Origin of the sequence: Brevundimonas sp. R86498, assembly GCF_044598075.1 — a bacterium.
Taxonomy (GTDB): domain Bacteria; phylum Pseudomonadota; class Alphaproteobacteria; order Caulobacterales; family Caulobacteraceae; genus Brevundimonas.
In genome coordinates this window covers 732,541-753,683 of sequence record NZ_CP139004.1, presented here as the reverse complement: position 1 = coordinate 753,683, position 21,143 = coordinate 732,541, and the positions used below count along the sequence as shown (strand labels likewise).

Genomic DNA, 21,143 nt, shown 5'->3' with positions numbered 1-21,143 from the left:
GATATCGCTCGTTCTAACCGGGATGATTTTGGGTGCTTGCGCTCAGTCTCCGGGTTCAGGTTTCCAAACCGCTTTGCCGTTGGGAGGCGACACCCCAGAAAGCGCTTGTTCCGACGTCAGCGATTGTTCCTTCTCAAAGGCTCAAATCGCCTATGTGTCGTTCGAGGGGATGATCACAAAACGCGAGACGTGTTCGCCAAACAAATTGCCCGCGGGGATTCGGCCAACCGACGATATCTCCCAAGTCCAAGCTCGACTTGAGGAGGAATTTTCTGGCCGAGCGATAGTGTCGCCCCCCTCTGGCGGCCTTCCCGAGGCTGTGTCTATCGTACACAGCGAGCGGGGCAACGAGATCACGGTTTCTGTCTCCTTTGGATCTGATGGCCAAGTCAGGTGTGTCAGTGAAATGATCGCCGCCATCTAAGCCCTCATCTGAAATGTCGTGTTGACAGAGCCAAACTTCGGTCGGAGTGCCGGTGTAATCGGGCCGGCCCGTCTCCCGGTTGATCCCGGTCCTTGCCCACCGCCGCCGTCCTCGGGCATGCTCGCCGTCGCGGGCGCACCTCCGCGTCCCGCTCAACGGCGGAGAGGGACGATGGACGACCCCGCGCGGTTCAAACGGTCCCGCGACGTGGGCGCCTACTTCGGCCTGACCTCCAAACGCTGGCAGTCGGGCACGTCGATCGACATCCAGGGTCGCATCAGCAAGGCGGGCGACCCCGACGTCCGACGCGCCCTCTACGAGGCGGCCTCGGCCATGCTGACCCGTTACAAGGGGCGCTGCGCCCTCAAGACCTGGGGCGAGGGGATCGCCCGGCGCTGCCACAAGAAGGCGGTCGTGGCCGTGGCCCGCAAGCTCGCAGTGATCATGCACGCCATGTGGCGCGACGGGACGCTCTATGCCGATCCGGTCGAACATGGGGCCTCGACGGGCGCGCCGACCGCCAAGGAACGCAAACTTCTGGGGGCCTTCGCATGACGGCCCGTCGCGCCCGGACAACCGCCGCCAGGCTCGCCTGAGCGCCAAGGAGATCCGCCCCGGCGGATGAGGACTGATGCAGACCAGGAAAGCGGGAAGCACGATATCTTGCCTGTGGCCGGGAGCGATCCAGGACCACGCCGGAGTGCCTGTGATGCTGCCCCGCGAGACCGATGCCGACATGCGCCGCGACGGATCCCGGACCGCCTTGTCGGTCGAGACCCAGCCGTCGATGAGCGCGGAAGAGTGCACGGCGCATCAGGACTCAAAGCCCGGAGCCCCTCTTGCGGCGACGGCGGATCGCGGCCGGTCGAAACGGCGGCACCTTGAACCCGTCAACGACGGGCATACAGTATCCATCAGGAGACGACGATGACCACAGCCCCCAGGACTTCCCCGATTAAGAGGGAAAGATAAAAGGGGTGTCGTAACCTCTTGCTTCGCAAGAAGTTTTTGCCACTCCGACGACTTGCGGTGAGTTGCCCCTTTTGAGAGCCGTAACGGCGCCTCGGAATCTTGCCCGTCGTGGTCTGATCGGTGAGAGTCCGGTATGCTGGGGTCATGGCTCGTTCCGCGCTTCGTGTCGCCGTCCCGCGAGGGGCCTCAGGGCCGCCGTCCGGCGCGGGCCGACGCCCGGGCCCTCGGTCGTCCGGCGCCAGACGCCGACGCAACACCACAAACTCGGCCTACAGTTTCACCCCGGCGGCCAACGCCAACACCTATGTGAACAACGGTCTGAACCAGGCGACGACGGCCGGGACGCTGTCGCTGGGCTGGGATGAGCAGGGCAATCTGGTCCAGATCGGGTCGGTCACCCAGACCTATGACAGCGCCAACCGCCTGATCACCAACGGGGGCGGGGTATTGAGCTATGACCCGCTGGACCGGCTGTCGCAGATGACGGGCACGCAAGGGGCGGTCTATGGCTATGCCGGGTCGGGGGAGGTCAGCCACCTAGCCAACGACGGGGTGACGGTCAACAACCGGTTCGTGCGGGGGCCGTGGGCGGACGAGATCCTGGCCAGCTATGCCGGGACGGGGTCCCTGACCCCGGTCTGGTGGCTGCAGGACCCCCAGTCATCGACCGTGGCCATCGTCGATGTGAACGGGGCCGTGGCCGGCCTCAACCGCTATGACGAATACGGCCGCCCGGCCGCCGGCAACACCGCCCGGTTCCAGTACACCGGCCAGCTGTGGATGCCCGATTTCGGCGTCTACCACTACAAGGCCCGCGCCTATCACCCCGGACTGGGCCGGTTCATGCAGACCGACCCGGTGGGGTATGATCAGGGCCTGAACCTGTACGCCTATGTCGCAAACGATCCGGTTAATCAGACGGATCCGACAGGGGAATGTCCGCCCATAGTTTGTGGCGCTGTCATTGGAGGGGGTGCCGGAGCGATAATCGAAGTCGGACTTCAAGTCTTTGTAGAGAACAGAAGCCTCGACAATCTCGATCTCGGAAGGGTTGGAACACAGGCCGCGATTGGGGCAGTCGCCGGAGGGATTGGGGCGGGAGCTGGTCAGCTAATCGCTCGCGGTGTGCAGCTTACCCGGGCCGCTCAAGCGGCTGGGGTGATTGAAGCGGTAGCTGGCGGTGCGGTGGGCGGAGCGACAGGAGCGCAACTCAACGGCCAAAACCCGGTCTCAGGGGCAGCCGCAGGTGCACTTGGTGGAGGAGTAGCGCGGGCTGTGGGCGCGAGAGCGTCAGGCATTACACAAAGGGTAACAGATCAGGCTCGATCAGTTGCAACGGATCGTGCCGCCGCTCAAGGCTCGACAGCGGCTCGACTGCAACAAAGTGGAGCCATGACGGGCTATCGAGGACGCGGAGGTGGTGCCCCTGCTGCAGTGGGTGCCAGCGCAGAGCGTGCCGTCAATGTAGGAGCTAACGCAGCGAACAGCTGCGCAAACGATGCAAGGTGTCGTGTCGAATGAGCGCCGTATACGAGATCATCCGGGAGAGATTGTGGACGGCACTATTGGCATCCGTCGTGGCGCTTGGTGCGTGTTTCTTTTTCCAAAGAATGGATGGTGTTTTCTATACATATCTGATATTTGATGCATTGTTATCTATGTTTTATATCCCGCTGCTGTTTGTTAGAAAGCGGATAGAGGGCTTATTGTTTTTTTCTTTAACTGTTGCGTGGCTCTGCGTAGCCTGGCTTTTGGCCGGGCCAGCAACGCGGCTCGCATTCGGTTAATGTCGCTTTTGCCTGGCGAGACGGTGCCTGTGGCAAACTTTCGTCGTCACAATTTTGATGGTTGGGCAATATCAGGCAGAAGGCGAGCGGCGGAGGGCGAGCGTCGGAGTGCGCCCAATCCGGCTGACTACGAAACCTATGGATACGACGCCAACGACAATCCGACGTTGAAGCGCACCCGTTCGGGTGGACTGTTCGTCACCACCTTCGACGCCCTGAACCGGACGACTTTCATCGACGCTCCGGCGGGATCGAACGATGTCGCCTATGGCTATGACCTGCTGGGCCGTCGGCTGTCGGCCACCCATCCCGGGGGGCAGACGGTCTCGCGTCTGATGTCCCTGTCCCACGACGAGCTGGCGTTCGTGGTGGAACTGCTGACCTCGAGCTTCGACGAGGAGCGATCGTCACGCTGGGCCCAGCACCTGAAGAACGGCCAGATCCTCCGCATCATCCTCTACGGCAGCTACGACTTCACTGCCCATCTCTCAAGTTGCAGCCCAGGCTTCGAAGCTGCAGGGTTGCAGCCGATCTCAGGACCGATCCCGGAACCCGGGCCTCGACGCAGCCTAGAATGTCGGCGGCGGCATCTTGCGGATCATTCTTCAACGCCAGCTCCTGATCCAGCTCGATCAGGAGATCGGCAAGCGCCCGGTCGTTCATCTCATTCCTCCAGTTGCCGACCCGCTCCCGACATGCACCACAGCAGCCCGGATCATCAAGGAAATGTTCGTGCTTTGTTCTATTTGTCCCCGGCCTTGAGCTGCGACGAAAAACTCGCTCAGGACAGCGTAGACGCCCGGGCACTCGCCCATGTCTGCGAAGGCCAGACTTGCTCGTCCAGCACCCCTTCAGAGCCCAGGAAACACCAGGGTCCCACGCGTCTGATCCCCGAGTCAGTCTGGATGTGTCAGCTTCACTCGATCTGCGGTGACGTGCGACGGCTCTAAGGCTGGATCAGCCCCGAAAGCGCCCTGCGCTCGTTCTTGCTCGGCGAGCTTTGTGAAGTGGCGAACGCGGCTCTCTGCATAGAAGGCGAAGGCAGCGAAGATCGTGCCAACCGCGCCCATGACGATGACGAAGCTCTGCATCGGTTCCATCGGCGGACTCCTCACAGCTCACCAGATGAACACGATAGCATGGAGGGCAAAACCTAGCGACCGGCCTCTCAGTTTCGCTGGATCTGGCTAACCACCGTTGTGAACTCCAAGGCGGGGTCGGCTCCGAGAGCAACGGCGATGGTTCGGAACTCCTCCGGGTCGATACGCCGTTCAAACCGCTCCATCTTCGACACGAAGGACTGCGGCTTGCCGAGCCGCTGCGCGAGATCGGTCTGCGTGACCCCGAGCCGTGTCCGCAGCGCTGCCAGATGGGTCACGAATGCCCGGTAGTTCGCATCGTGGAGCGTGGAGGTCATCGGGATCGTGCTTGCGGAAGCCAGCACGCCCTCTAGAACCCAGCTTGGGATAACCCGTATCGGGTTATCGGAATCAGCCGGCTCGCTTCCGGCGGAACGGTCGCCGTGCGTATTCTTGTCCTCGTGCTTGTCGCCTCGCTGTCAGCAGCGGGGTGTGTGAGCGAGGCCGCTCGGCAGGCCAAGGAGGACGAGGCGCTGATCGCCGCGTCTCGCCCCGCCGTTGGCGCACGGCTCTTAGACCCGACATCGCCGATTTTCTCAGACGTCACCGTGCGCGACGGTCAGGTCTGCGGGCTGGTCCGAGGGAAGAACACGTTCGGCGGCTATGTCGCACGGCCGAAGCGGTTCACTTTCACCGAGCGGACACAGGCAACGCTTGAGCCTGACCCAGGCGACACTTCCGTCCTACGCAAGGAAGCGGCAGCAGGCCCACTGTGCATGTTCGACCTTGAATATCGCCGCTGCAAAGGCGAGGCGAATGTTCCCGAGATCGGCACCTGTCTCGCTTGGATGAGCGACAACGACGAGCACATCGCCGGCACGCCGGTGGTCACGCAGGAGGTGGCCAAGATCAAATGCATCGAGGCGCTCGACGCAGATTTCGAACGGAAGATCGGCAAGGGCGACTTCACCGCAGGATCCTCGCAGGCAACTCGGCGAGGCGAAGGCCCATGGCAGGTTCGCGTCAAGTGGACGGACACGGGCGAGGACCCCTCAGGCATGGATTTCACAGGGACCTGTGTTGTGAATGCGAACGGCCTCGCCCGCGTTACCGACCTGTTCGGGGAAGAGTGAGCACTCCCGCGTGTCCCGCGCAAAATGCCACAACCTACTGATCTTGCAGCTGATATTGTCCTCTAGACGCGATCATGCGTCGAGGAGATGGATATGCAGAACTTCGCAGTTACAACATGGGCCGGTGATCGGATGATCGGTCATGAGCCCCTCTTTGCCGAGTCCATCACGGAGGCGCGGGCCTTCGCGCAGGGCATGATCACGGAACGAATCCGAAACCACACCTCAATGCTTGCCAAGTTCGGACTGCGCTACGTCATCGAGCACGGACACCGGACCCTCGAGGAGTTGACGAGCCACTCTCCAGCGAACGCGATCGGGACCCTGCATATGGTGGAGAAGCCGACAGGCCCGGTGCTGATCTGGCAGCCGAACGATCGCTTCAACTCTTAGGGCTGTTGATCGGAAGGAGGAGGGAGGCAGGCTGAGAGCTTGCCACTATCTTTCCCGGTGGCCGGATCCATCTGCGACGACCCGGTCACCACGTCCGCGAATGTCTGCTCAAACTTGCTTCTGTCTAAGGTGTCACAGCCGAATATGACATGTGAACGCCAGCCACGATGACCCAGCACGTGCTGAAAAATGGCGAGATCCGATCTCACCAGACGGCGCTGGATGGCGAAATAGTCTGTCGGACGGAAAGGGCCGTGAGGCTGGCACTCATGCTCGTAGGCGGCGCAGTCAACCGTGAATACAGCCAAGCGGTAGACTGGAAACACAAGGTGAGGTTTGCCGGGCAAGCCCGCGCCGCCTAGGCGAAAACGGAAGCCCAGGCGGTGCGCCGTGCTTCTGACATAAGATAACTGTGTGGACGGGCGGGGACTGATGGCTTTGCGCACGGTTATGTCACGATCGGTCAAAGTGCATTGAAATCATAGACGTATTTGGTGGATGTTTGCCGCACTATTAGGCTCTTCAGCCGTATAGATAGTGGGCCGTGCAAGTTTGACCGGCGGAAATCCAAAGGGGCTGAGCACGAAGAAGGAAGACCACCATGATTACCCAGAAGCCCACGAGCTTGGCCGAGTTGCTCGCTTGGCAGGCCATGCACACGAGGGGCCCGCTAGAGACCGTCGGACAGTTTCTAAAACGCCGGCTAGTCTCCCATGCCAACTCCCTTGTCGAAGATCCACATGTCAGACCGCAAGACATCGTCGCCACCTGCGAAATGACGGGCGACGATGCTGTCGGGCTGATCTTCGATCAAATGGACGCTGCGCTGACGTGGGATGAGCCCTTTCGGAGCCACTTTCTGGAAGACGCTCAGGAGTGGTTTGTCGGGACCGACATCGATGAGCTAGTTGCCCAGTTCGAGCGTCATCGAGGTCTCACCCAAGCTCAAAAGAGCCTGATCGAAGCAGCTCTCGATGGGCGCGTAACCTTGAGCGACGACGGCCAAGTGGCAGTGGTGCGGCATACGCCCGCCGTCCAAGCCCAGTGCGATCTCTCATGATGCCCGAGTTGCAGAGCCTGTCACCGATCATGACCACGAAGGAAGCCGGCCGCTTCCTCAGAACTCTCTCATCGAACACTGGAGGACTGGCGTATCAGCGGACACGGTCCGGCTTTTACAAGGTGGGGTCGGCTCGTTCGCTATCGCGTCAGCGACCTCAATGCCTTCGCCGAAGGTCGACCATTTCGAAACACGGGAGAGGCCAACGCTATCTAAGCTGTGGATAAACAGGGTGGGAGCGCCGCTTCCATCCTGCTTCCTCATTCCGATTGATCGCGAGCATATTGCGCTAACGCGCGTCTAACGCCCTGATTTTATTTAGAGAAATGGTGCCGCTTAGGTGACTCGAACACCTGACCCCCGCATTACGAATGCGATGCTCTACCAGCTGAGCTAAAGCGGCTTGTCGGCCCGGGCGTGCGCCCCGGCGACGGATGCGGCTGTTTATACGTCGGGCCCGGGATTGCCAAGGGCGCTTGCGGCTCCCGGAGCCAGCGCCTGCAACAGCGCCGCTTCGGTCGGGGCGGCGGCAATGCGGACCTCGACGAAGCCTCTGCGGGCGAGGGCCGCGGCGACGGCAGCGGACAGGGCCACGGCGACGCGCCCCCCGGTCACGGCCGTCACAGCCCGGGCGGCGCGGGGTGAGTGGAACAGGACCGCGTCCCAGTCCTCCGGCGGCGCGGCTCCGGTCTCGTGGGCCCCATAGACGGGGACGGCACGGACGTTCGCCGCTGTGCCCACCGAACCGGCCAGATCTCCGGCCGGCTCGGCGGCACAGGGGTGCAGGATCGACAGGCCACGGGCTTCCTTGCGGATCAGGGCGGCGAGGGCGGTCACGTCCCCGCCGGCGGAGCGGACCCGGCCAAATCCGGCCGCCCGCGCCGCGTCTGCGGTGGCATCGCCCACGGCCAGAACGGGCAGGGACCGGTCATCCGACAGGGCGGCAAAGGCGGCGACGCCGTTCAGACTGGTGAGGGCGAGGGCCTCGACCCCGGTCAGATCCAGCGCCACGTCAAAGGTGCGGATCTCCAGCAGCGGGACCACCAGCGGCACAAGGCCCATAACCTCCAGCCGTTCGGCGGTGCGCTCCGCGCCTGGCCGCGCGCGGGTGACCCAGACGCGGCGAAGCGCGCTCAAGGCCTAGACCGGAACGCTCTGGTCACCGGCGTTCTGGTGTACCTCAAGGCCGAGACGCAGACCCAACGCCCGGGCCTGGACCATGGCGTCACCGGCCGACAGGCCGGTGATCTCGCCCGACCGGCGCCACCGCGCTGTGCCATCGGGAGCCAGCATTTCGGTGGTCAGGGTCAGGCGGTCGCCGTCGATCTGGCCATGAGCTCCCACGGCGGTGCGGCAGGACCCCTCCAGCGCCACCATGGCCCCGCGTTCGGCAGCCACGCACAGGGCGGTCGGACCATGGTTCATCGCCGCGACCCAGGCGTGGTCGGTGTCGCCCTCGCGCGTCTGCAGGGCCAGGGCCCCCTGTCCGGGTGCCGGCAGGAAGGTGTCGACCGACAGGAAGCCGCGCACGGCGTCCGAGCGGCCGAGCCGGTTCAGGCCGGAGGCGGCCAGCAGGATGGCATCGAATTCGCCGTCGGCCGCGCGCCGCAGCCGCGTGTCGATATTGCCGCGCAGCATCTCGATCTGCAGGTCGGGGCGCAGAGCCAGGGCCTGGGCCTGCCGCCGCAGCGAGGCGGTGCCAAGACGACCGCCTTGCGGTAGATGCTCCAGATCGTCGAAATCGCGGCTGATGAAAGCGTCGCGGGCGTCTTCGCGCTCCGGGATGGCGGCGATGGTCAGGCCCGGCGGTTGTTCGGCCGGGACATCCTTCATGGAGTGGACGGCGATATCGATGCGACCGTCCAGCAGGGCCTCCTCGATCTCCTTGGTGAACAGGGCCTTGCCCCCCACCTCCATCAGCCTCCGGTCCTCGATTCGGTCCCCGCTGGTGACGATCTCGACGAGGGGCACTTCCTCGACCGGCAGGTTCATTGCGGCGGCGATGGCCCTTTGCATCATCCCGGACTGGGCCAGGGCGAGGGCGCTGCGTCGGGTGCCGATTTTTATCGTGGCCATGCGGGTCCGTTGCGTGGAGGGCACCGGGCCTCTACCTGAACCCGGTGGAAATCGAAGCCGACCTTATCAGCGAAAACCGCGCCGCAAAGCCGGTTTCCTCCCTTGTGGTTCTGGGACTGGAAACCAGCTGCGACGAGACGGCCGCCTCGGTGGTTCGCCTCACGCCGGACGGGGAAGCCACGGTGTTGTCCTCGATCGTGCACAGCCAGATCGACGACCATGCGGCCTTCGGCGGCGTGGTGCCCGAGATCGCAGCGCGCAGCCATGTGGAGATGATCGACGGTGTCGTGCGCCGGGCGATGGCCGATGCGGGGCTGGGCTATGACGCGCTGGACGGGGTGGCGGCGACGGCGGGGCCGGGACTGGTCGGCGGGGTCATGGTGGGGCTGGGGTTCGGCAAGGCGGTGGCCTTGGCGCGCGGCCTGCCACTGGTGGCGGTCAATCATCTGGAGGGCCATGCCGTCTCGGCCCGGCTGGGGGCGAAGGTCGCCTATCCCTTCTTGCTGCTGCTGGTGTCCGGCGGCCACTGCCAGCTGCTGGAGGTGCGCGGCATAGGCGACATGAGCCGGCTGGGCACCACCATCGACGACGCGGCGGGCGAGGCCTTCGACAAGATCGCCAAGGCCATGGGGCTGGGTTATCCGGGCGGGCCGGCGCTGGAGCGGGTGGCGGAGGGCGGCGACGGATCGCGCTTCGACCTGCCGCGTGCCTTGCTGGGACGCAAGGACTGCGACTTCTCCTTCTCGGGGCTGAAGACCGCGGCCTCGCGACTGGCCCAGACCTGCAAAACGGATCAGGACCGGGCCGATCTGGCCGATGCGGTCCAGTCGGCCATCGCCCGCCAGCTGTCGGAACGGTCGGACCGGGCCATGGCGGACTATGCGGAGAAGCACGATCACCGGCTCCTTGTGGTCGCCGGCGGCGTTGCGGCCAACAAGACGGTGCGGCGGGTACTGGAGGCGACGGCGGCCAAGCGCGGCTTTGCCTTCCTCGCCCCGCCGATGGCCTATTGCACCGACAATGCGGCGATGATCGCCCTGGCGGGGGCGGAACGGCTTCAGCTGGGGCTGGTTTCGGACATTGATGCTCCCGCCCGGCCGCGATGGCCGCTGGACGAAGCGCGCGCCCTGGCCGATCCTGTCCATCCGACCGGGCGCAAGGGTGCCAAAGCGTAGGAAACAGAATGGAATTTCGTACCGCAGGGGTCATCGGCGCAGGCGCGTGGGGCACGGCTTTGGCCCTGGTCTGCGCCCGGGCCGGGCTGGACGTCATCCTGCAGGCGCGCGAGCCCGAGGTGGTCGAGAGCATCACCGCGCGCCGGATCAACGAGGCCTTCCTGCCCGGCGTGGTGCTGGACGAGCGGATCTCGGTGACGGCCGACCTGTCGGGGCTTTCGGACTGCGATCTGGTGCTGGCCGTGCCGCCGGCCCAGTTCATGCGCTCGACCCTGGCCGCCTATGCGCCGCATCATCGCGGCGAGGCCCCGATCGTGCTGTGCTCCAAGGGCATCGAGCGCGGTTCGCTGAAGCTGATGACCGAGGTGCTGGCGGAAACGATTCCCCACGCCCCCGCTGCGGTCCTGTCCGGGCCGAGTTTCGCGGCCGATGTGTCGAAGGGCCTGCCGACCGCCGTGACCCTGGCCTGCGCCGATGTGGCCCTGGGCGAGGCCCTGATGGCGACCCTGTGCGGCCCTGCCTTCCGGCCCTATCTGGCCACCGATTTGGTAGGAGCCGAGGTCGGCGGTGCCATCAAGAATGTGCTGGCCATTGCCTGCGGCATCTCCGAGGGCCGCCGTCTTGGCCGCTCGGCCCATGCCGCCCTCATCACCCGGGGCTTTGCCGAGATGACCCGGCTGGGCGTCGCACTGGGTGGCGAGGCTGTGACGGTGGCGGGCCTGTGCGGGCTCGGCGATCTGGTCCTGACCTGCTCCAGCCCCCAGTCGCGCAATATGAGCCTCGGTCTGGCCTTGGGTGAAGGCCAGACGATCGAACAGGCGCTGGCCGGCAAACGGTCAGTGGCCGAGGGCTATGAAAGCGCGCCGGCTGTGCGGGAACTGGCGCGCCGGACGGGCGTGGAAATGCCGATCTGCGAGGCCACCGCCGCCCTGCTGGCCGGCGAGACCACGGTCGACGCCATGATCGAGGCCCTGCTGTCGCGCCCGCTGAAAGCCGAACGCGCGTGAGCGAGGCGGCCGCTCCGGCCGACCGCAAGCGCGTCTGGACCACGCCCCCCGGGGTCGCCCTGTGCGCGCTCGAGGACATCGCCGAGCCGGGGTCCCGCGGCTTCGTGCTGCAGATAGGCGAAGCGTTTTTCCATGGCTTTGTGGTCAGAAAGGCCGGCGAGGTTGCGGGCTGGGTCGACCGCTGCCCCCATCAGGGTTTTCCCATCGCCGTGGAGCTGGATCGGTATCTGACGCCGGACGGGTCGCTGATCCTGTGCGGCTGGCACGGGGCCGTGTTCGAGCCCCTTTCCGGAGCCTGCGTCGGAGGGCCCTGCGCCGGCGGAAAGCTGACGCCCTGGCCGGTGATGGCGACGGGCGGCGTGATCCGGACCGCCTGAACCTATTTCTTCAACCGTCTGGCGTTGGCCACGGCGGCCGAATGGATCGGCTTCAGCGCATCGGCCTGGGCCTTCAGCAGTTCGGTGTTCAGGGTCAGCATCTGACCGGCCGCCCGGCCCCACCAGGCCACTGCGTAGTTGTAATGCGCGGCCGCGGCGGCCTGCGGGTTGCCGGCCGAGACGATGGCGGACGCCGCCTTCTGCGCGTGGCCGACCTCATCCATGGCCGATTGCGACACCCGGGCCGCCAGATCGCCCAGATTGGCCGCGACGGCACTGGCCGAGGCCGTAATGGCCTCCACCTTCTCGGTGCCCATCAGGGACATCTCGCGCATGTCGGCCTTCATCGGATTGGCCAGGCCCTCCGCCATGATGGTCATCCGGGCGGCGATCACGTCGGACGCGGCCTTGAGCATCTCACCGCCATGGATCGCATTGTCACTGGCCGACCGGGCGTTCCCGGCCGCGCGCCGGCCATGTCGGATGGTCTTGTCGAGCGTGGTCATGCCTGCGGGCTTGGGCCCCTTTCGTCAGCCGGGCAAGGCTTCATCGGTAAAGGCCGCAACGTCCTTCAGCAGGGCGGGGACGGCCGCATCGATGATCCGCTGCCCCTTTTCCGGGCTGGCCTGCCCGGGATCCGACCCGATCCGGCCGTCGGGGAAGCGTGCGCGGTAGTCGAGCGCGTCGCGGATGGGGCCGGAGGGAGCAATGCGGGGCGCATAGTCCGCCGTCTTGATCCGGTCGGGATACGCCGCCTGGGTCACGGCGATCTCGGACGGGGTGGCATGCATGCCGTGGCCGGTCGGGAAGAGGGAATTGCACAGGCTGTTGATCCCCGGCAGGTCCCACCAGTTCCTCAGCTTCAGCACATAGGGGCAGGGCTCCTCGAGGAAGGACCACTCGGCATACAGTTCCGAGAAGGTCGCCTCGATGGTGGCGACATTGCCGCCGTGGCCGTTGAGGAAATAGATCCGGTCAAACCCATGCCGGCTCAGCGAGCTGACCCAGTCGGTGATCGCCGCCATGAAGGTCGACGGCCGCAGCGAGATCGTCCCGGCGAAGGCCAGATGATGCTGGGCCATGCCGATGTTGAAGGTGGGGGCGACGATCAGGCTGTCGTCGGTCTTCTCGGCGGCATGGGCGATGATCTCGGGGCACATCCAGTCCGTGCCCAGCAGGCCGGTCGGTCCGTGCTGTTCATTGGACCCGATGGGGACGACGACGGTGCGACTGGCCTTCAGGCGCGCTTCGATCTCGGGCCAGGCGGAATAGGCGATCAGCATAGGGACAGTGCTCCGGTTTCCTCCAACCTTTACGCCGTCACCCTCGGGCTTGTCCCGAGGGTCCATGGTTCGGAAGGGGAGTTTCTTGCCCCGGGGCCCGCGCGGCGGACGGATGGATCCTCGGCACAAGGTCGAGGATGACGAGAAGAAAACTAGACTGCGAAGGCCCGCAGAAAGCGTTGGGCGGTCTCGCGGGCGCGGGCAGGAATGTCGATGGGGCGGGGCTCGTCGACCCCCAGGATGGCCCGCAGCTGGCTGTGGCCCAGAGTCATGCCGACGAACATCTCGGCCGCGCCGTGGGGGTCGGGGACGCGGATCAGACCCAGCCGGTCCTGTTCGGCCAGCCACAGCGCCAGTCGACGCCGGCCTTCCCCCGGCCCCGCGCTATAGACGGCCTCGGCGAGTCCCGGCGCATGAGGCGACATCAGGGCCACCCCCCGCATCGAGCTGCGCCCGTCAGCGGTGCACAGCTTGGCCAACATGGCCTCTGCGAGGGCGGTCAGTACCATCACAGGGTCACCACCGGTCCGCAGGGGCGCGGTGATCAGGTCTGACCGTCGCTCCGCCAGGGCCCGCCCGATCTCCACCTTGGACCCATAGCGATTGTACAGCGTCTGTTTCGACACGCCCGCGCGCCGGGCGATCGCATCCATGGAGACGGCAGCCCCCTTTTCGGCGAACAGCTCGGCCGCGGCATCCAGAATTGCTTCGGACTTGCGCTCGTCGATCTGGCCTGTGACGCGCGCCATCAGTGCGCGTCCGCAGGCGGCGGGGTGCCCGTGCCGGGCTTCACCGGCCGGGAAAGCAGGGTGACGAAGGCCGCAACGGCGCAACCGATCGCCAGAAGGGCGAAGGCGTCACCGAAAGCCAGGGTCGTCGCCTCGCGCTGCAGCATGCCGGAGATCGCCTTCATCGCTGCGCCTTCGGGATCGATCGAGCCGGCCATACGGGCGGTCATGCCGGCCAACATGTCGGGCATACCGGTGCTGGTCACGCTGATCCGGCTGGTCAGTTCGCCCATATGGATGGCCGTATTGGTGGTCAGGGAGGTGTTGAGATACGCCAGACCGAAGGCTCCGCCCACGTTGCGGAACAGGTTCACCAGACCCGAGGCGTTCTTGACCATGTGCGGGGGCATGGTCGACATGGTGACCTGTTGGGCGGCGATCATGGCCAGCATGATGCCGGATCCGCGCAGGGCCTGCACCCCCGCGAACTGCCAGAAGCCCCATTCGGTGGTGACGGCATGGGCGTCCCACATGCCCCAGGCGGCCATCATGAAGCCGCCGAACATCAGGATGCGCAGGTCCAGCACCCGGACCAGTCGACCGGCGAAGGGCCCGGTGGCGAACATGGCCAGACCCGAGACAACCATGGTGGTGCCCACCTCGGCCGGGGAATAGTCACGCACCCGGGCCAGGAACAGGGGCAGCAGGAAGGTCCCGCCGAACAGGGCCGCCCCGACCGTGAAGGTCATGAAGGTGCCGACCAGGAAGTTGCGGTTGTTGAACGCCCTGAGCTCGACCACCGGGTTCCAGTAACGCAGCGAGCGCCACACGAAGGCTGGCCCGCACAGGGCGGCCACCACGGCCAGCAGCAAGATCGTGTCGTCGGCGAACCAGTCGTTCTTCGATCCCTCCTCAAGGACAAACTGAAGGCTCATCAGGAAGACGGCCATCAGCCCCAGACCCAGCCAGTCGAACCCCTTGGACAGGCTGGCGTCGCCCTTGTCGAAATTGGCGTAGCGCCAGACCAGAAAGAACGACAGCAGGCCGAAGGGGACGTTGATAAAGAACAGCCAGCGCCAGCTCAGCGCCTCGGTCAGATGCCCGCCCAGGGTCGGGCCGATGGTGGGGGCGAGCGTCACGATCAGGCCGATGAAGACCGAGGCGGTCACCCGTTTCGCGGGCGGGAAGGCAGTGAAGGCCACGGCGAAGACGGTCGGGATCATGGCCCCGCCGACGAAGCCCTGGATGGCACGGAAGAAGATCATCACCTCGACCGAGGAGGACAGGCCCACGGCGATACTCATGATCACGAAGCCGCCACAGCTGATCAGAAAGACCCTCTGGGTGCCCCACAGGCGCGACAGATAGCCCGACAGCGGGATCATCACGACCTCGGGGATCAGATAGGCGGTCTGGATCCAGCTGATCTCGTCGGCAGAGGCCCCGATGCCGGACTGGATCTGGGGCAGGGAGGCGGCGACGATCTGGATGTCGAGGATGGCCATGAACTGGCCGATCACCATCCCGGCGAAGCCCAGGATCAGGATCGTCCAGTTGATGCGCGGCTCGGCCCCCACCGGAGCGGCGGGCGGACCGGCATCGAGGGCGGCGGCGGTCATTGGACGGCCGAAGTTCCGGCGTCGGCCAGACGGGTCGGACCGGCGGCGGCCTCGGCGAAGCTGGGCCCGCCGGGGCTTTTCAGGTCCACCTTGACCTCGACCGACAGGCCGGGCCGCAGGGCCGCACCCCCGCCCGTCCGGTCGACCAGGATCCGCACGGGCACCCGCTGGGTAATCTTGGTGAAATTGCCCGTCGCATTCTCGACCGGGATCAGGGCAAATTCCGAGCCCGTCGCCGGGGCGAAACTGTCGATGCGGCCGGTCAGATCCTCGCCCGGAAAGGCGTCGGCCTCGATGTGGACGGTCTGACCCAGCCGCAGGCGATCCAGCTGGGTCTCCTTGAAGTTGGCGACCACATAGGTGTCGCCGAGCGGCACCAGCGACAGCAGCTGGCCACCCGGCCGGACATACTGGCCGGCGCGCACACCCCGGGCCCCCACGACCCCCGCCACCGGGGCCCGGATCACAGTCCGCTCGAGGTTGGTGCGGGCCAGTTCGACGGCGGCGCGCGCCTGTGCCACGGCGGCCAGGCTCTGCTGGCGTGTGGAGCCCAGAACACCGGCCGTCCGTTGCTCGGCGACCAGGGCGGCTTCGGCTTCGGCGACCGTGGCCGCAGCCGTCTGGGCTCCGGCCTGTTCCGTTTCAATCCGCTGCTGCGAAACCCACCCCTGACGCTGGAGCGCCGAATAGCGATCGACCTGCGATCGGGCCAGGTTGGCCTGGGCGCGGGCCTGGGCGACGCCAGCAGCGCGCGAGGCGATCAGGGCCTGTTCCTGGGCGGCGCGGGCGTCGACATTGTCCACGGCGGCCATCAGGGCCGAAAGATTGGCCTCGGCCTGGGCCAGTCCGGCCCGGGCGTCCGCATCGTCCAGCCGGACCAGGACCTGGCCGGCCTCGACCCGCTGGTTGTCGGTGACGAGTACCTCGGCGACATAGCCGTCGATCTGGGGGCTGATCAGGGTGGTGTCGGCCTGGACAAAGGCGTTGTCGGTCGTCTCCCAGCGTTGCTTGTTGCTCCACCAAAGGCCGCCCCCGACCGCGAGGCCGATGATCACCACCCCGCCGATGATCAGCGGCAGGCGTTTCTGGAGGGCGGGAGCGAGGGCCATAGGGCGGAATCTCTGAACAGCAGATCACGAAGGGGCGTCGGGGAGGACGGACGTAAAATGGACGCTACCGTCCAAAAATCAATAACGGTTGTCAGGCCTCGCGAACACGTCATGTTTCGGCCCATTCCAGCCTGAGAGCGCCGCCATCCGCCTGCCCGCCTCCATTGACGTCGCCATCATCGGTGCAGGAGCGGCCGGGCTGTCCGCGGCCCGCAGGCTCATGGCCGCCGGCGTGGCCGTGGCGTTGCTTGAGGCCCGCGACCGGGTCGGCGGGCGGGCCCATACCGTCCAGCGCGAGGGGTTCGGTCTGGATCTGGGCTGCGGCTGGCTGCATTCTGCGGACGAGAACCCGCTGGCCGTTCTCGGCCGTGAGGCTGGCTTCACGGTGGACGAGACCCCGCCGCCCTGGTGGCAACAGGCCTTCAATCTCGGCCTCACCCCGGCGGAACAGGCACAGTTTGGCCAAGCCTGGTCGGATTTCGAGGACCGCGTGGCCCGCGCCGCCGAGGGCGGGCAGGACCATCCCGCCAGCGACCTGTTCCTGCCCGACGATCGCTGGAACGCGCGGATGGACGCCATCTCCGGGGCGCTCAACGGGGCCGCTTTCCGCGACGTGTCGACTCTGGATCAGGCGGCCTACGGCGACACCGGGGTCAACTGGCGGGTGGTTGAGGGCTACGGGACGCTGGTCTCGGCCCTCGGCGACGGCGTGCCGGTGGTACTCAACTGTCCGGTGGAACGGATCGACCGAACGGGGCCGGTTCTGAAGATCGATACCGCCCGGGGCCGGATCGAAGCCAGAGCGGTGGTCCTGACCCTGCCCACCTCGGTGCTGGCGTCCGAAGCCGTGCGGTTCGATCCACCCCTGCACGAGCTGGTAGAAGCCGCCGCGGGGGCCCCCCTCGGGCTGGCGACCAAGCTCTTCCTGGCCGTGGACGGAGCGGGCGACTTTCCGCCCGACAGCCAGCTGTGGGGCAAGACCGACACGGCCCAGACCGGGGGCTATCACCTGCGCCCCTTCGGTAGGCCCATGATCGAGGCCTATTTCGGCGGCGACCTGGCCCGGGGACTGGAAGGCGAGGGGGAAGCCGCGATTGTTGATTTCGCCGTGGCCGAGCTGGGGGACCTGCTCGGCTCGGCCATGCGGCGGCGTCTTCAGCCCTTGGCCACCTCGATGTGGGGCGTCGACCCCTTCGCGCTCGGGGCCTATTCCCATGCCCTGCCGGGACAGGGCGACCCGGAGACCGGGGCACGGGCGCAGCTGGCCCGGCCGGTCGAGGACCGGATCTTCATCGCCGGAGAGGCCACGTCGCCCACCGCCTTCGGCACCGCCCACGGTGCGTGGCAGGAGGGCAATCGGGCCGCGATCGAGGTTCTGACCGCCCTCGGCGTCGATCCGCGTCTGTCCTCCCCGCTTGAGACGATGTCGGCGCGATGACCCGGACGAAGAAGGCGGCACCGGCCGCAGCCCCTGCCCGCAAGGCCGGCAGCATCATGACCGGCGCAGCGATCCCCGTCCTCGCCTGGCCCCCCGACGACGACCGGGTCGAGGCCGTCTTCACCCGCCTGTCCACGGTCATGCCCGAGCCGCGCACCGAGCTGGGCTTTCACGACGCCTACACGCTTGTCGTCGCTGTCGCCCTGTCGGCCCAGGCGACCGATGTCTCGGTCAACAAGGCGACGGAAAAACTGTTCGCGGTCGCCGACACGCCGGCGGCGATGCTGGCGCTCGGAGAGGCGGGGCTGATCCCCTACATCGCCTCCATCGGCCTGTACCGGAACAAGGCGAAGAACGTCATCGCCCTCAGCCGGATCATCCTCGAACGGCACGGCGGGGTCACACCCCTGACTCGCGCGGACCTTCAGGCCCTGCCGGGCGTGGGGCGCAAGACCGCCAGTGTGGTCCTTAATGAACTGGGGATCGAGCCGGCCATTGCTGTGGACACCCATGTCTTCCGCGTTTCGCATCGGCTGGGCCTCGCCAATGCCGCCACCGCCGACAAGGTCGAGGATCAGCTGCATGCCGTGGTCCCCGCAGCCTTCCTGCCCAAGGCCCATCACTGGTTGATCCTGCACGGGCGCTACACCTGCACGGCGCGCAAACCGGACTGTGCCGCCTGTCTGATCTCCGACCTCTGCCCCTCGCGCGGGCTCGGACCGGCTGTCTAGGCCCCGCGCTCTGCCGCCGGGATGAAGCCGTCCGCCATCAGGGCATGCAGCGCCTGGACATGGCCGTCGCGGGCCTCGACCGGGGTCGGATCCGAGGTCATGACGACGGTCAGCCGCAGATCCGGCACGACGAAGACCATCTGCCCGCCATAACCCCAGGCGTAGAAGACATCATGGTCGCGGACGTTGCGGATCCACCACCCGTAGCCGTGGCGGTCCCCGGTGAAGCGCGATGTGCCACGCCGTTCCCATGAACTCTCGACCCAGCCTTCAGGCAGCACCCGCACCCCGTTCACCACGCCATCGTTGCGATACAGCTCTCCGAATGCCAGCAGCGCGCGGGGTGAGAGGCGCATCTCGTTACCGCCGAAATAGATTCCCTGGGGATCCGCCAGCCAGGGCGGCACGGTGAGTCCCAGAGGTTCCCCCACGAACCGGCGCGTCAGCGCCAGCGTCGATTGACCGGATGCGGCGGTCAGCACCGCAGAGGTCAGGTGCGAGGTTCCCGTGGAATAGATCAGGGTCTGGCCGGGCCGGGTCTCGAACGGCTGGGCCAGGACATAGCGGACCCAGTTCGGGCTCGACACCCAGGCCCCGTAGTTGCCGCCGGAGGTGGAGGCCAGACCGGCCCGCATCGACAGCAGGTCTCCGACTGTGATCTGCTGCAACCGGGGATCGGCCGCCGCCGGGAAGCGGTCGGACAGGAAGGGGGCGACGGCCTGATCCACGCCGCTCAGGATCCCCGCGCCGATCGCGGACCCGGTGACGGCGGCGAGCACCGACTTGGACGCCGATTTGATATTGACCGGCGTGTCTAGGTCCTCGCCGCGAATTCGCTCTTCAACCAGAGGAGTCCCGTCCCGGGACACGATCAGGGCATGGAGTTTTGGAAGAGCGCGGGCTCTGGCGATCGCTTGGGCCGCCAGTGCGGTGTCCAGTCCCCGGGTGGGCGTCGTCACCGCAAGCGGCGGTCCGGTCTCGCTGCACGCCGACAGGGGCCCCGCAAGCACAGCGGCGCTCACCCCGGTCGCCAGAAAATGTCTGCGTCTCATCCTGCCCTAACCAGCCGCGACCGCCGGGGTTTCCCGGCCATGCCCCGGGAGCGACGTCGCGTCGCATCCCTTGCCTGGTCGCGTCCGGCTCAACGCCCGATGGTCAGCCGCGCCCGGGCCGCCTCGGCGAAGAGGCGTCCGCCGTCCGGGGCCTGGGAGAGGTAGAAGTCCGGCTCGATCAGTTCGGCTTCCATCAGGACCCAGCCGCCCGGCGTCTCGACCATGTCGATCCGCGCATACAGCAGGGGCTCCGCGATCGCGGCCAGAACCTGCTCGGCCAGGGCGATCGCCTCCATCGGCGGATCGAGGACCGGTTCGTACTGCCCGCCGTATTGCACCTGGATCCGGAAATCGCCGGGTCTCGCCCGCTTCAGGACCGCATGGCTGAACCAGCCCCCGAAGAACAGCAACGACATCTCGCCGTTCGCCACCAGCTCGGGCAGGAAGGGCTGGATCATGGCGTGGCCTGCGGGGGCGTCCGTCAATCGCTCGCCCCGGGACAGCCGACTGGTCTTCCACGCTCCGCCCGACACGGTCGGTTTGACGATGACCGTGTCCGTATCGAACTGGTCATAGGCCGCGTCGATCTGATCCTGGGTTACCGCCGCGCTCCAGAGCGTGGGCGGAATGGCGATCCCGGTCGCCTCCAGTTTCCGGAGATAGGTCTTGTCCGAATTCCAGCCGAGGACCGTTGCCGGGTTGGCGATCTGCACCCCCGCCTCGGCCCAGAGGCGCGTGGCCCGAAGCCAGTCTGGATGCCGTTCATAATAGCCCCAGGTCAGCACGCCGAGCACAAGAGGGAAGGCGGCCAGACGCGCTGCATCCTCGATATGGTCGGTCCAGGCGGTCGGGACCGCGCTCAGGTTCGCCATGGCGAGGGCGTCCGACAGGCGCTCCAGAACCGCCGGCCAATGGCTCTTGTAGGCCGGGTCGTCGACCGCAGGCGTCAGAATGGCGATCTCGGTCAGGGTCTGGCCTCCAGCGCGGAGCAATCGCCGCCAAGGCTCTGCGACCCTTGTGCCGCGCGATAGCCCATTTCGCGATGGTCCGATTTCGATATCAGATAGGTCAGGCCCCGGCGTTCATCCGGCCCGGCCTCGACCGTCCAGGCGTCAACCGGCCCCTCCGGCGTCGTCACGACTTCGGAACCGGCAACCCGGACGGAAAACGTCCCGAAACCCTTGTCATACTGCCAATAGGGAACGGTGAAGGCGGCCCCCTCGGACAAGGGCAGGGCCGCAAAGGTCAGGCCGAACAGATTGCCCTCCCAGACCGGCCCGGCCAGGGGGACGTCGATCAGGGCGGCGACTCCGTTGTCCAGCCGTTCGCCCGTGATCCTGTCCGAGGCGTAGTTCAGACGCACATGGACCTCGCCCTGCCGCAGGTTCGTCAGGGAGAGGGGTCGAAGGCTGGCGGCGTCCAGGACAAAATCGTCCCGCATGTCGAAAGCCCCGCCGTTGACCGACTGGTGCACCGTGACCCGCAGCACGGGCCGATCCCCGATCCGGTCCCGCGCGACGGTCTGCCAGGTCACTCCGATCGACGTGGTTGCGCCGGCCCTCGTCATGCTCAGGACATAGCATTTCCGCGCTTCAACCAGCCGGTCGCCCTGCGGGACGACGGCCGGGCCGGCCGACTGGACGATCAAGGCGGCAATCAAACTCAGCATCAGGCACCCCCAGGAAGCGGGTGGTCTTGCT

Annotated in this window: 23 protein-coding genes, 1 tRNA gene and 2 pseudogenes; 11 read left to right on the top strand and 15 right to left on the bottom strand. The window is 66.4% G+C overall.

From position 1 onward, the window contains the following. Positions 1-544: 544 nt before the first annotated feature. The 3 genes and pseudogenes from SJY26_RS03840 to SJY26_RS03830 form a co-directional block, all read left to right on the top strand. Positions 545-979 (top strand): annotated as a pseudogene (locus tag SJY26_RS03840) (transposase); the annotation flags it as partial. Between the two features lie 561 nt (positions 980-1,540). Beyond that, a complete protein-coding gene (locus SJY26_RS03835) occupies positions 1,541-2,917 on the top strand; it encodes an RHS repeat-associated core domain-containing protein (RefSeq protein WP_396594830.1) in 1,377 nt (458 codons plus the stop codon). Positions 2,918-3,182: 265 nt separating this feature from the next. Beyond that, positions 3,183-3,500, top strand: a pseudogene (locus tag SJY26_RS03830) (hypothetical protein); the annotation flags it as partial. 157 nt (positions 3,501-3,657) lie between these two features. Here SJY26_RS03830 and SJY26_RS03825 read toward each other — a convergent pair. The 3 genes from SJY26_RS03825 to SJY26_RS03815 form a co-directional block, all read right to left on the bottom strand. Then, positions 3,658-3,846 (bottom strand): hypothetical protein, encoded by a 189-nt coding sequence (locus SJY26_RS03825; RefSeq protein WP_396595801.1) that lies wholly within the window; start codon positions 3,844-3,846, stop codon positions 3,658-3,660. A 233-nt stretch (positions 3,847-4,079) separates the two neighbouring features. Continuing rightward, the gene (locus SJY26_RS03820; protein WP_396595800.1) at positions 4,080-4,283 is read right to left on the bottom strand and encodes a hypothetical protein; all 204 of its coding nucleotides are present in this window, start codon (positions 4,281-4,283) and stop codon (positions 4,080-4,082) included. A 68-nt stretch (positions 4,284-4,351) separates the two neighbouring features. After that, positions 4,352-4,600: a helix-turn-helix domain-containing protein gene (locus SJY26_RS03815; protein ID WP_396594829.1), complete on the bottom strand. Its 249-nt coding sequence runs from the start codon at positions 4,598-4,600 to the stop codon at positions 4,352-4,354. Between the two features lie 105 nt (positions 4,601-4,705). Here SJY26_RS03815 and SJY26_RS03810 point away from each other — a divergent pair, with 105 nt between their 5' ends. Further along, entirely contained in the window at positions 4,706-5,395 is a 690-nt protein-coding gene (locus tag SJY26_RS03810; protein WP_396594828.1) for a hypothetical protein, read from the top strand. A 93-nt stretch (positions 5,396-5,488) separates the two neighbouring features. Then, positions 5,489-5,788 carry a hypothetical protein gene (locus tag SJY26_RS03805; RefSeq protein WP_396594827.1) on the top strand — a complete coding sequence of 100 codons (300 nt, stop codon included), beginning with the start codon at positions 5,489-5,491 and terminating at the stop codon, positions 5,786-5,788. Here SJY26_RS03805 and SJY26_RS03800 read toward each other — a convergent pair. Next, the gene (locus SJY26_RS03800) at positions 5,785-6,234 is read right to left on the bottom strand and encodes a hypothetical protein (protein ID WP_396594826.1); all 450 of its coding nucleotides are present in this window, start codon (positions 6,232-6,234) and stop codon (positions 5,785-5,787) included. The two genes, SJY26_RS03805 and SJY26_RS03800, sit on opposite strands and share 4 nt — an antisense overlap. Before the next feature lie 155 nt (positions 6,235-6,389). Between SJY26_RS03800 and SJY26_RS03795 the strand changes: the two genes are divergently transcribed. Beyond that, a complete protein-coding gene (locus SJY26_RS03795; RefSeq protein ID WP_396594825.1) occupies positions 6,390-6,848 on the top strand; it encodes a hypothetical protein in 459 nt (152 codons plus the stop codon). Positions 6,849-7,175: 327 nt separating this feature from the next. Here the strand turns inward: SJY26_RS03795 and SJY26_RS03790 are convergent. From SJY26_RS03790 to hemC, 3 genes are all read right to left on the bottom strand, one after another. Further along, positions 7,176-7,251: transfer RNA gene (locus SJY26_RS03790), tRNA-Thr, on the bottom strand. A gap of 41 nt (positions 7,252-7,292) precedes the next feature. After that, positions 7,293-7,985 (bottom strand): uroporphyrinogen-III synthase, encoded by a 693-nt coding sequence (locus SJY26_RS03785; protein WP_396594824.1) that lies wholly within the window; start codon positions 7,983-7,985, stop codon positions 7,293-7,295. A gap of 3 nt (positions 7,986-7,988) precedes the next feature. Then, on the bottom strand, positions 7,989-8,924 hold the full coding sequence (hemC, locus tag SJY26_RS03780; RefSeq protein ID WP_396594823.1) for a hydroxymethylbilane synthase: 936 nt from the start codon (positions 8,922-8,924) through the stop codon (positions 7,989-7,991). A 50-nt stretch (positions 8,925-8,974) separates the two neighbouring features. Between hemC and tsaD the strand changes: the two genes are divergently transcribed. Genes tsaD through SJY26_RS03765 form a run of 3 tightly spaced genes read left to right on the top strand, consistent with a single transcriptional unit; the run spans position 8,975 to position 11,483 of the window. After that, on the top strand, positions 8,975-10,099 hold the full coding sequence (tsaD, locus tag SJY26_RS03775; RefSeq protein ID WP_396595698.1) for a tRNA (adenosine(37)-N6)-threonylcarbamoyltransferase complex transferase subunit TsaD: 1,125 nt from the start codon (positions 8,975-8,977) through the stop codon (positions 10,097-10,099). Between the two features lie 8 nt (positions 10,100-10,107). Next, complete coding sequence (locus tag SJY26_RS03770) at positions 10,108-11,106, top strand: NAD(P)H-dependent glycerol-3-phosphate dehydrogenase (protein WP_396594822.1); 999 nt, start codon at positions 10,108-10,110, stop codon at positions 11,104-11,106. Continuing rightward, positions 11,103-11,483, top strand: a complete 381-nt coding sequence (locus tag SJY26_RS03765; RefSeq protein WP_396594821.1) for a Rieske (2Fe-2S) protein — start codon at positions 11,103-11,105, stop codon at positions 11,481-11,483. Before SJY26_RS03770 ends, SJY26_RS03765 begins: the two co-directional genes overlap by 4 nt. A gap of 2 nt (positions 11,484-11,485) precedes the next feature. Here the strand turns inward: SJY26_RS03765 and SJY26_RS03760 are convergent, their stop codons facing one another. The 5 genes from SJY26_RS03760 to SJY26_RS03740 all read right to left on the bottom strand — a co-directional run bounded on the left by SJY26_RS03760 (position 11,486) and on the right by SJY26_RS03740 (position 16,222). Continuing rightward, positions 11,486-11,989, bottom strand: a complete 504-nt coding sequence (locus tag SJY26_RS03760) for a phasin family protein (RefSeq protein ID WP_396594820.1) — start codon at positions 11,987-11,989, stop codon at positions 11,486-11,488. Between the two features lie 24 nt (positions 11,990-12,013). Next, the gene (locus SJY26_RS03755; RefSeq protein WP_396594819.1) at positions 12,014-12,766 is read right to left on the bottom strand and encodes a creatininase family protein; all 753 of its coding nucleotides are present in this window, start codon (positions 12,764-12,766) and stop codon (positions 12,014-12,016) included. Between the two features lie 152 nt (positions 12,767-12,918). Beyond that, on the bottom strand, positions 12,919-13,515 hold the full coding sequence (locus SJY26_RS03750; protein ID WP_396594818.1) for a TetR/AcrR family transcriptional regulator: 597 nt from the start codon (positions 13,513-13,515) through the stop codon (positions 12,919-12,921). Then, on the bottom strand, positions 13,515-15,113 hold the full coding sequence (locus tag SJY26_RS03745) for a DHA2 family efflux MFS transporter permease subunit (protein ID WP_396594817.1): 1,599 nt from the start codon (positions 15,111-15,113) through the stop codon (positions 13,515-13,517). The genes SJY26_RS03750 and SJY26_RS03745 overlap by 1 nt, the downstream gene beginning before the upstream one ends. Continuing rightward, positions 15,110-16,222 carry an HlyD family secretion protein gene (locus SJY26_RS03740; protein ID WP_396594816.1) on the bottom strand — a complete coding sequence of 371 codons (1,113 nt, stop codon included), beginning with the start codon at positions 16,220-16,222 and terminating at the stop codon, positions 15,110-15,112. The genes SJY26_RS03745 and SJY26_RS03740 overlap by 4 nt, the downstream gene beginning before the upstream one ends. An 88-nt stretch (positions 16,223-16,310) precedes the next feature. Here SJY26_RS03740 and SJY26_RS03735 point away from each other — a divergent pair, with 88 nt between their 5' ends. Next, complete coding sequence (locus SJY26_RS03735) at positions 16,311-17,660, top strand: flavin monoamine oxidase family protein (RefSeq protein WP_396594815.1); 1,350 nt, start codon at positions 16,311-16,313, stop codon at positions 17,658-17,660. Then, positions 17,657-18,391, top strand: coding sequence for an endonuclease III (nth, locus tag SJY26_RS03730; protein WP_396594814.1), 735 nt, complete (start codon positions 17,657-17,659; stop codon positions 18,389-18,391). The genes SJY26_RS03735 and nth overlap by 4 nt, the downstream gene beginning before the upstream one ends. Here nth and SJY26_RS03725 read toward each other — a convergent pair. The 3 genes from SJY26_RS03725 to SJY26_RS03715 all read right to left on the bottom strand — a co-directional run bounded on the left by SJY26_RS03725 (position 18,388) and on the right by SJY26_RS03715 (position 21,112). Then, a complete protein-coding gene (locus tag SJY26_RS03725) occupies positions 18,388-19,443 on the bottom strand; it encodes a serine hydrolase domain-containing protein (protein ID WP_396594813.1) in 1,056 nt (351 codons plus the stop codon). The genes nth and SJY26_RS03725 overlap by 4 nt on opposite strands. A gap of 89 nt (positions 19,444-19,532) precedes the next feature. Continuing rightward, positions 19,533-20,435 (bottom strand): RimK family alpha-L-glutamate ligase, encoded by a 903-nt coding sequence (locus SJY26_RS03720; RefSeq protein WP_396594812.1) that lies wholly within the window; start codon positions 20,433-20,435, stop codon positions 19,533-19,535. Continuing rightward, a complete protein-coding gene (locus tag SJY26_RS03715; protein WP_396594811.1) occupies positions 20,408-21,112 on the bottom strand; it encodes a hypothetical protein in 705 nt (234 codons plus the stop codon). The genes SJY26_RS03720 and SJY26_RS03715 overlap by 28 nt, the downstream gene beginning before the upstream one ends. Between the last annotated feature and the right edge of the window lie 31 nt (positions 21,113-21,143).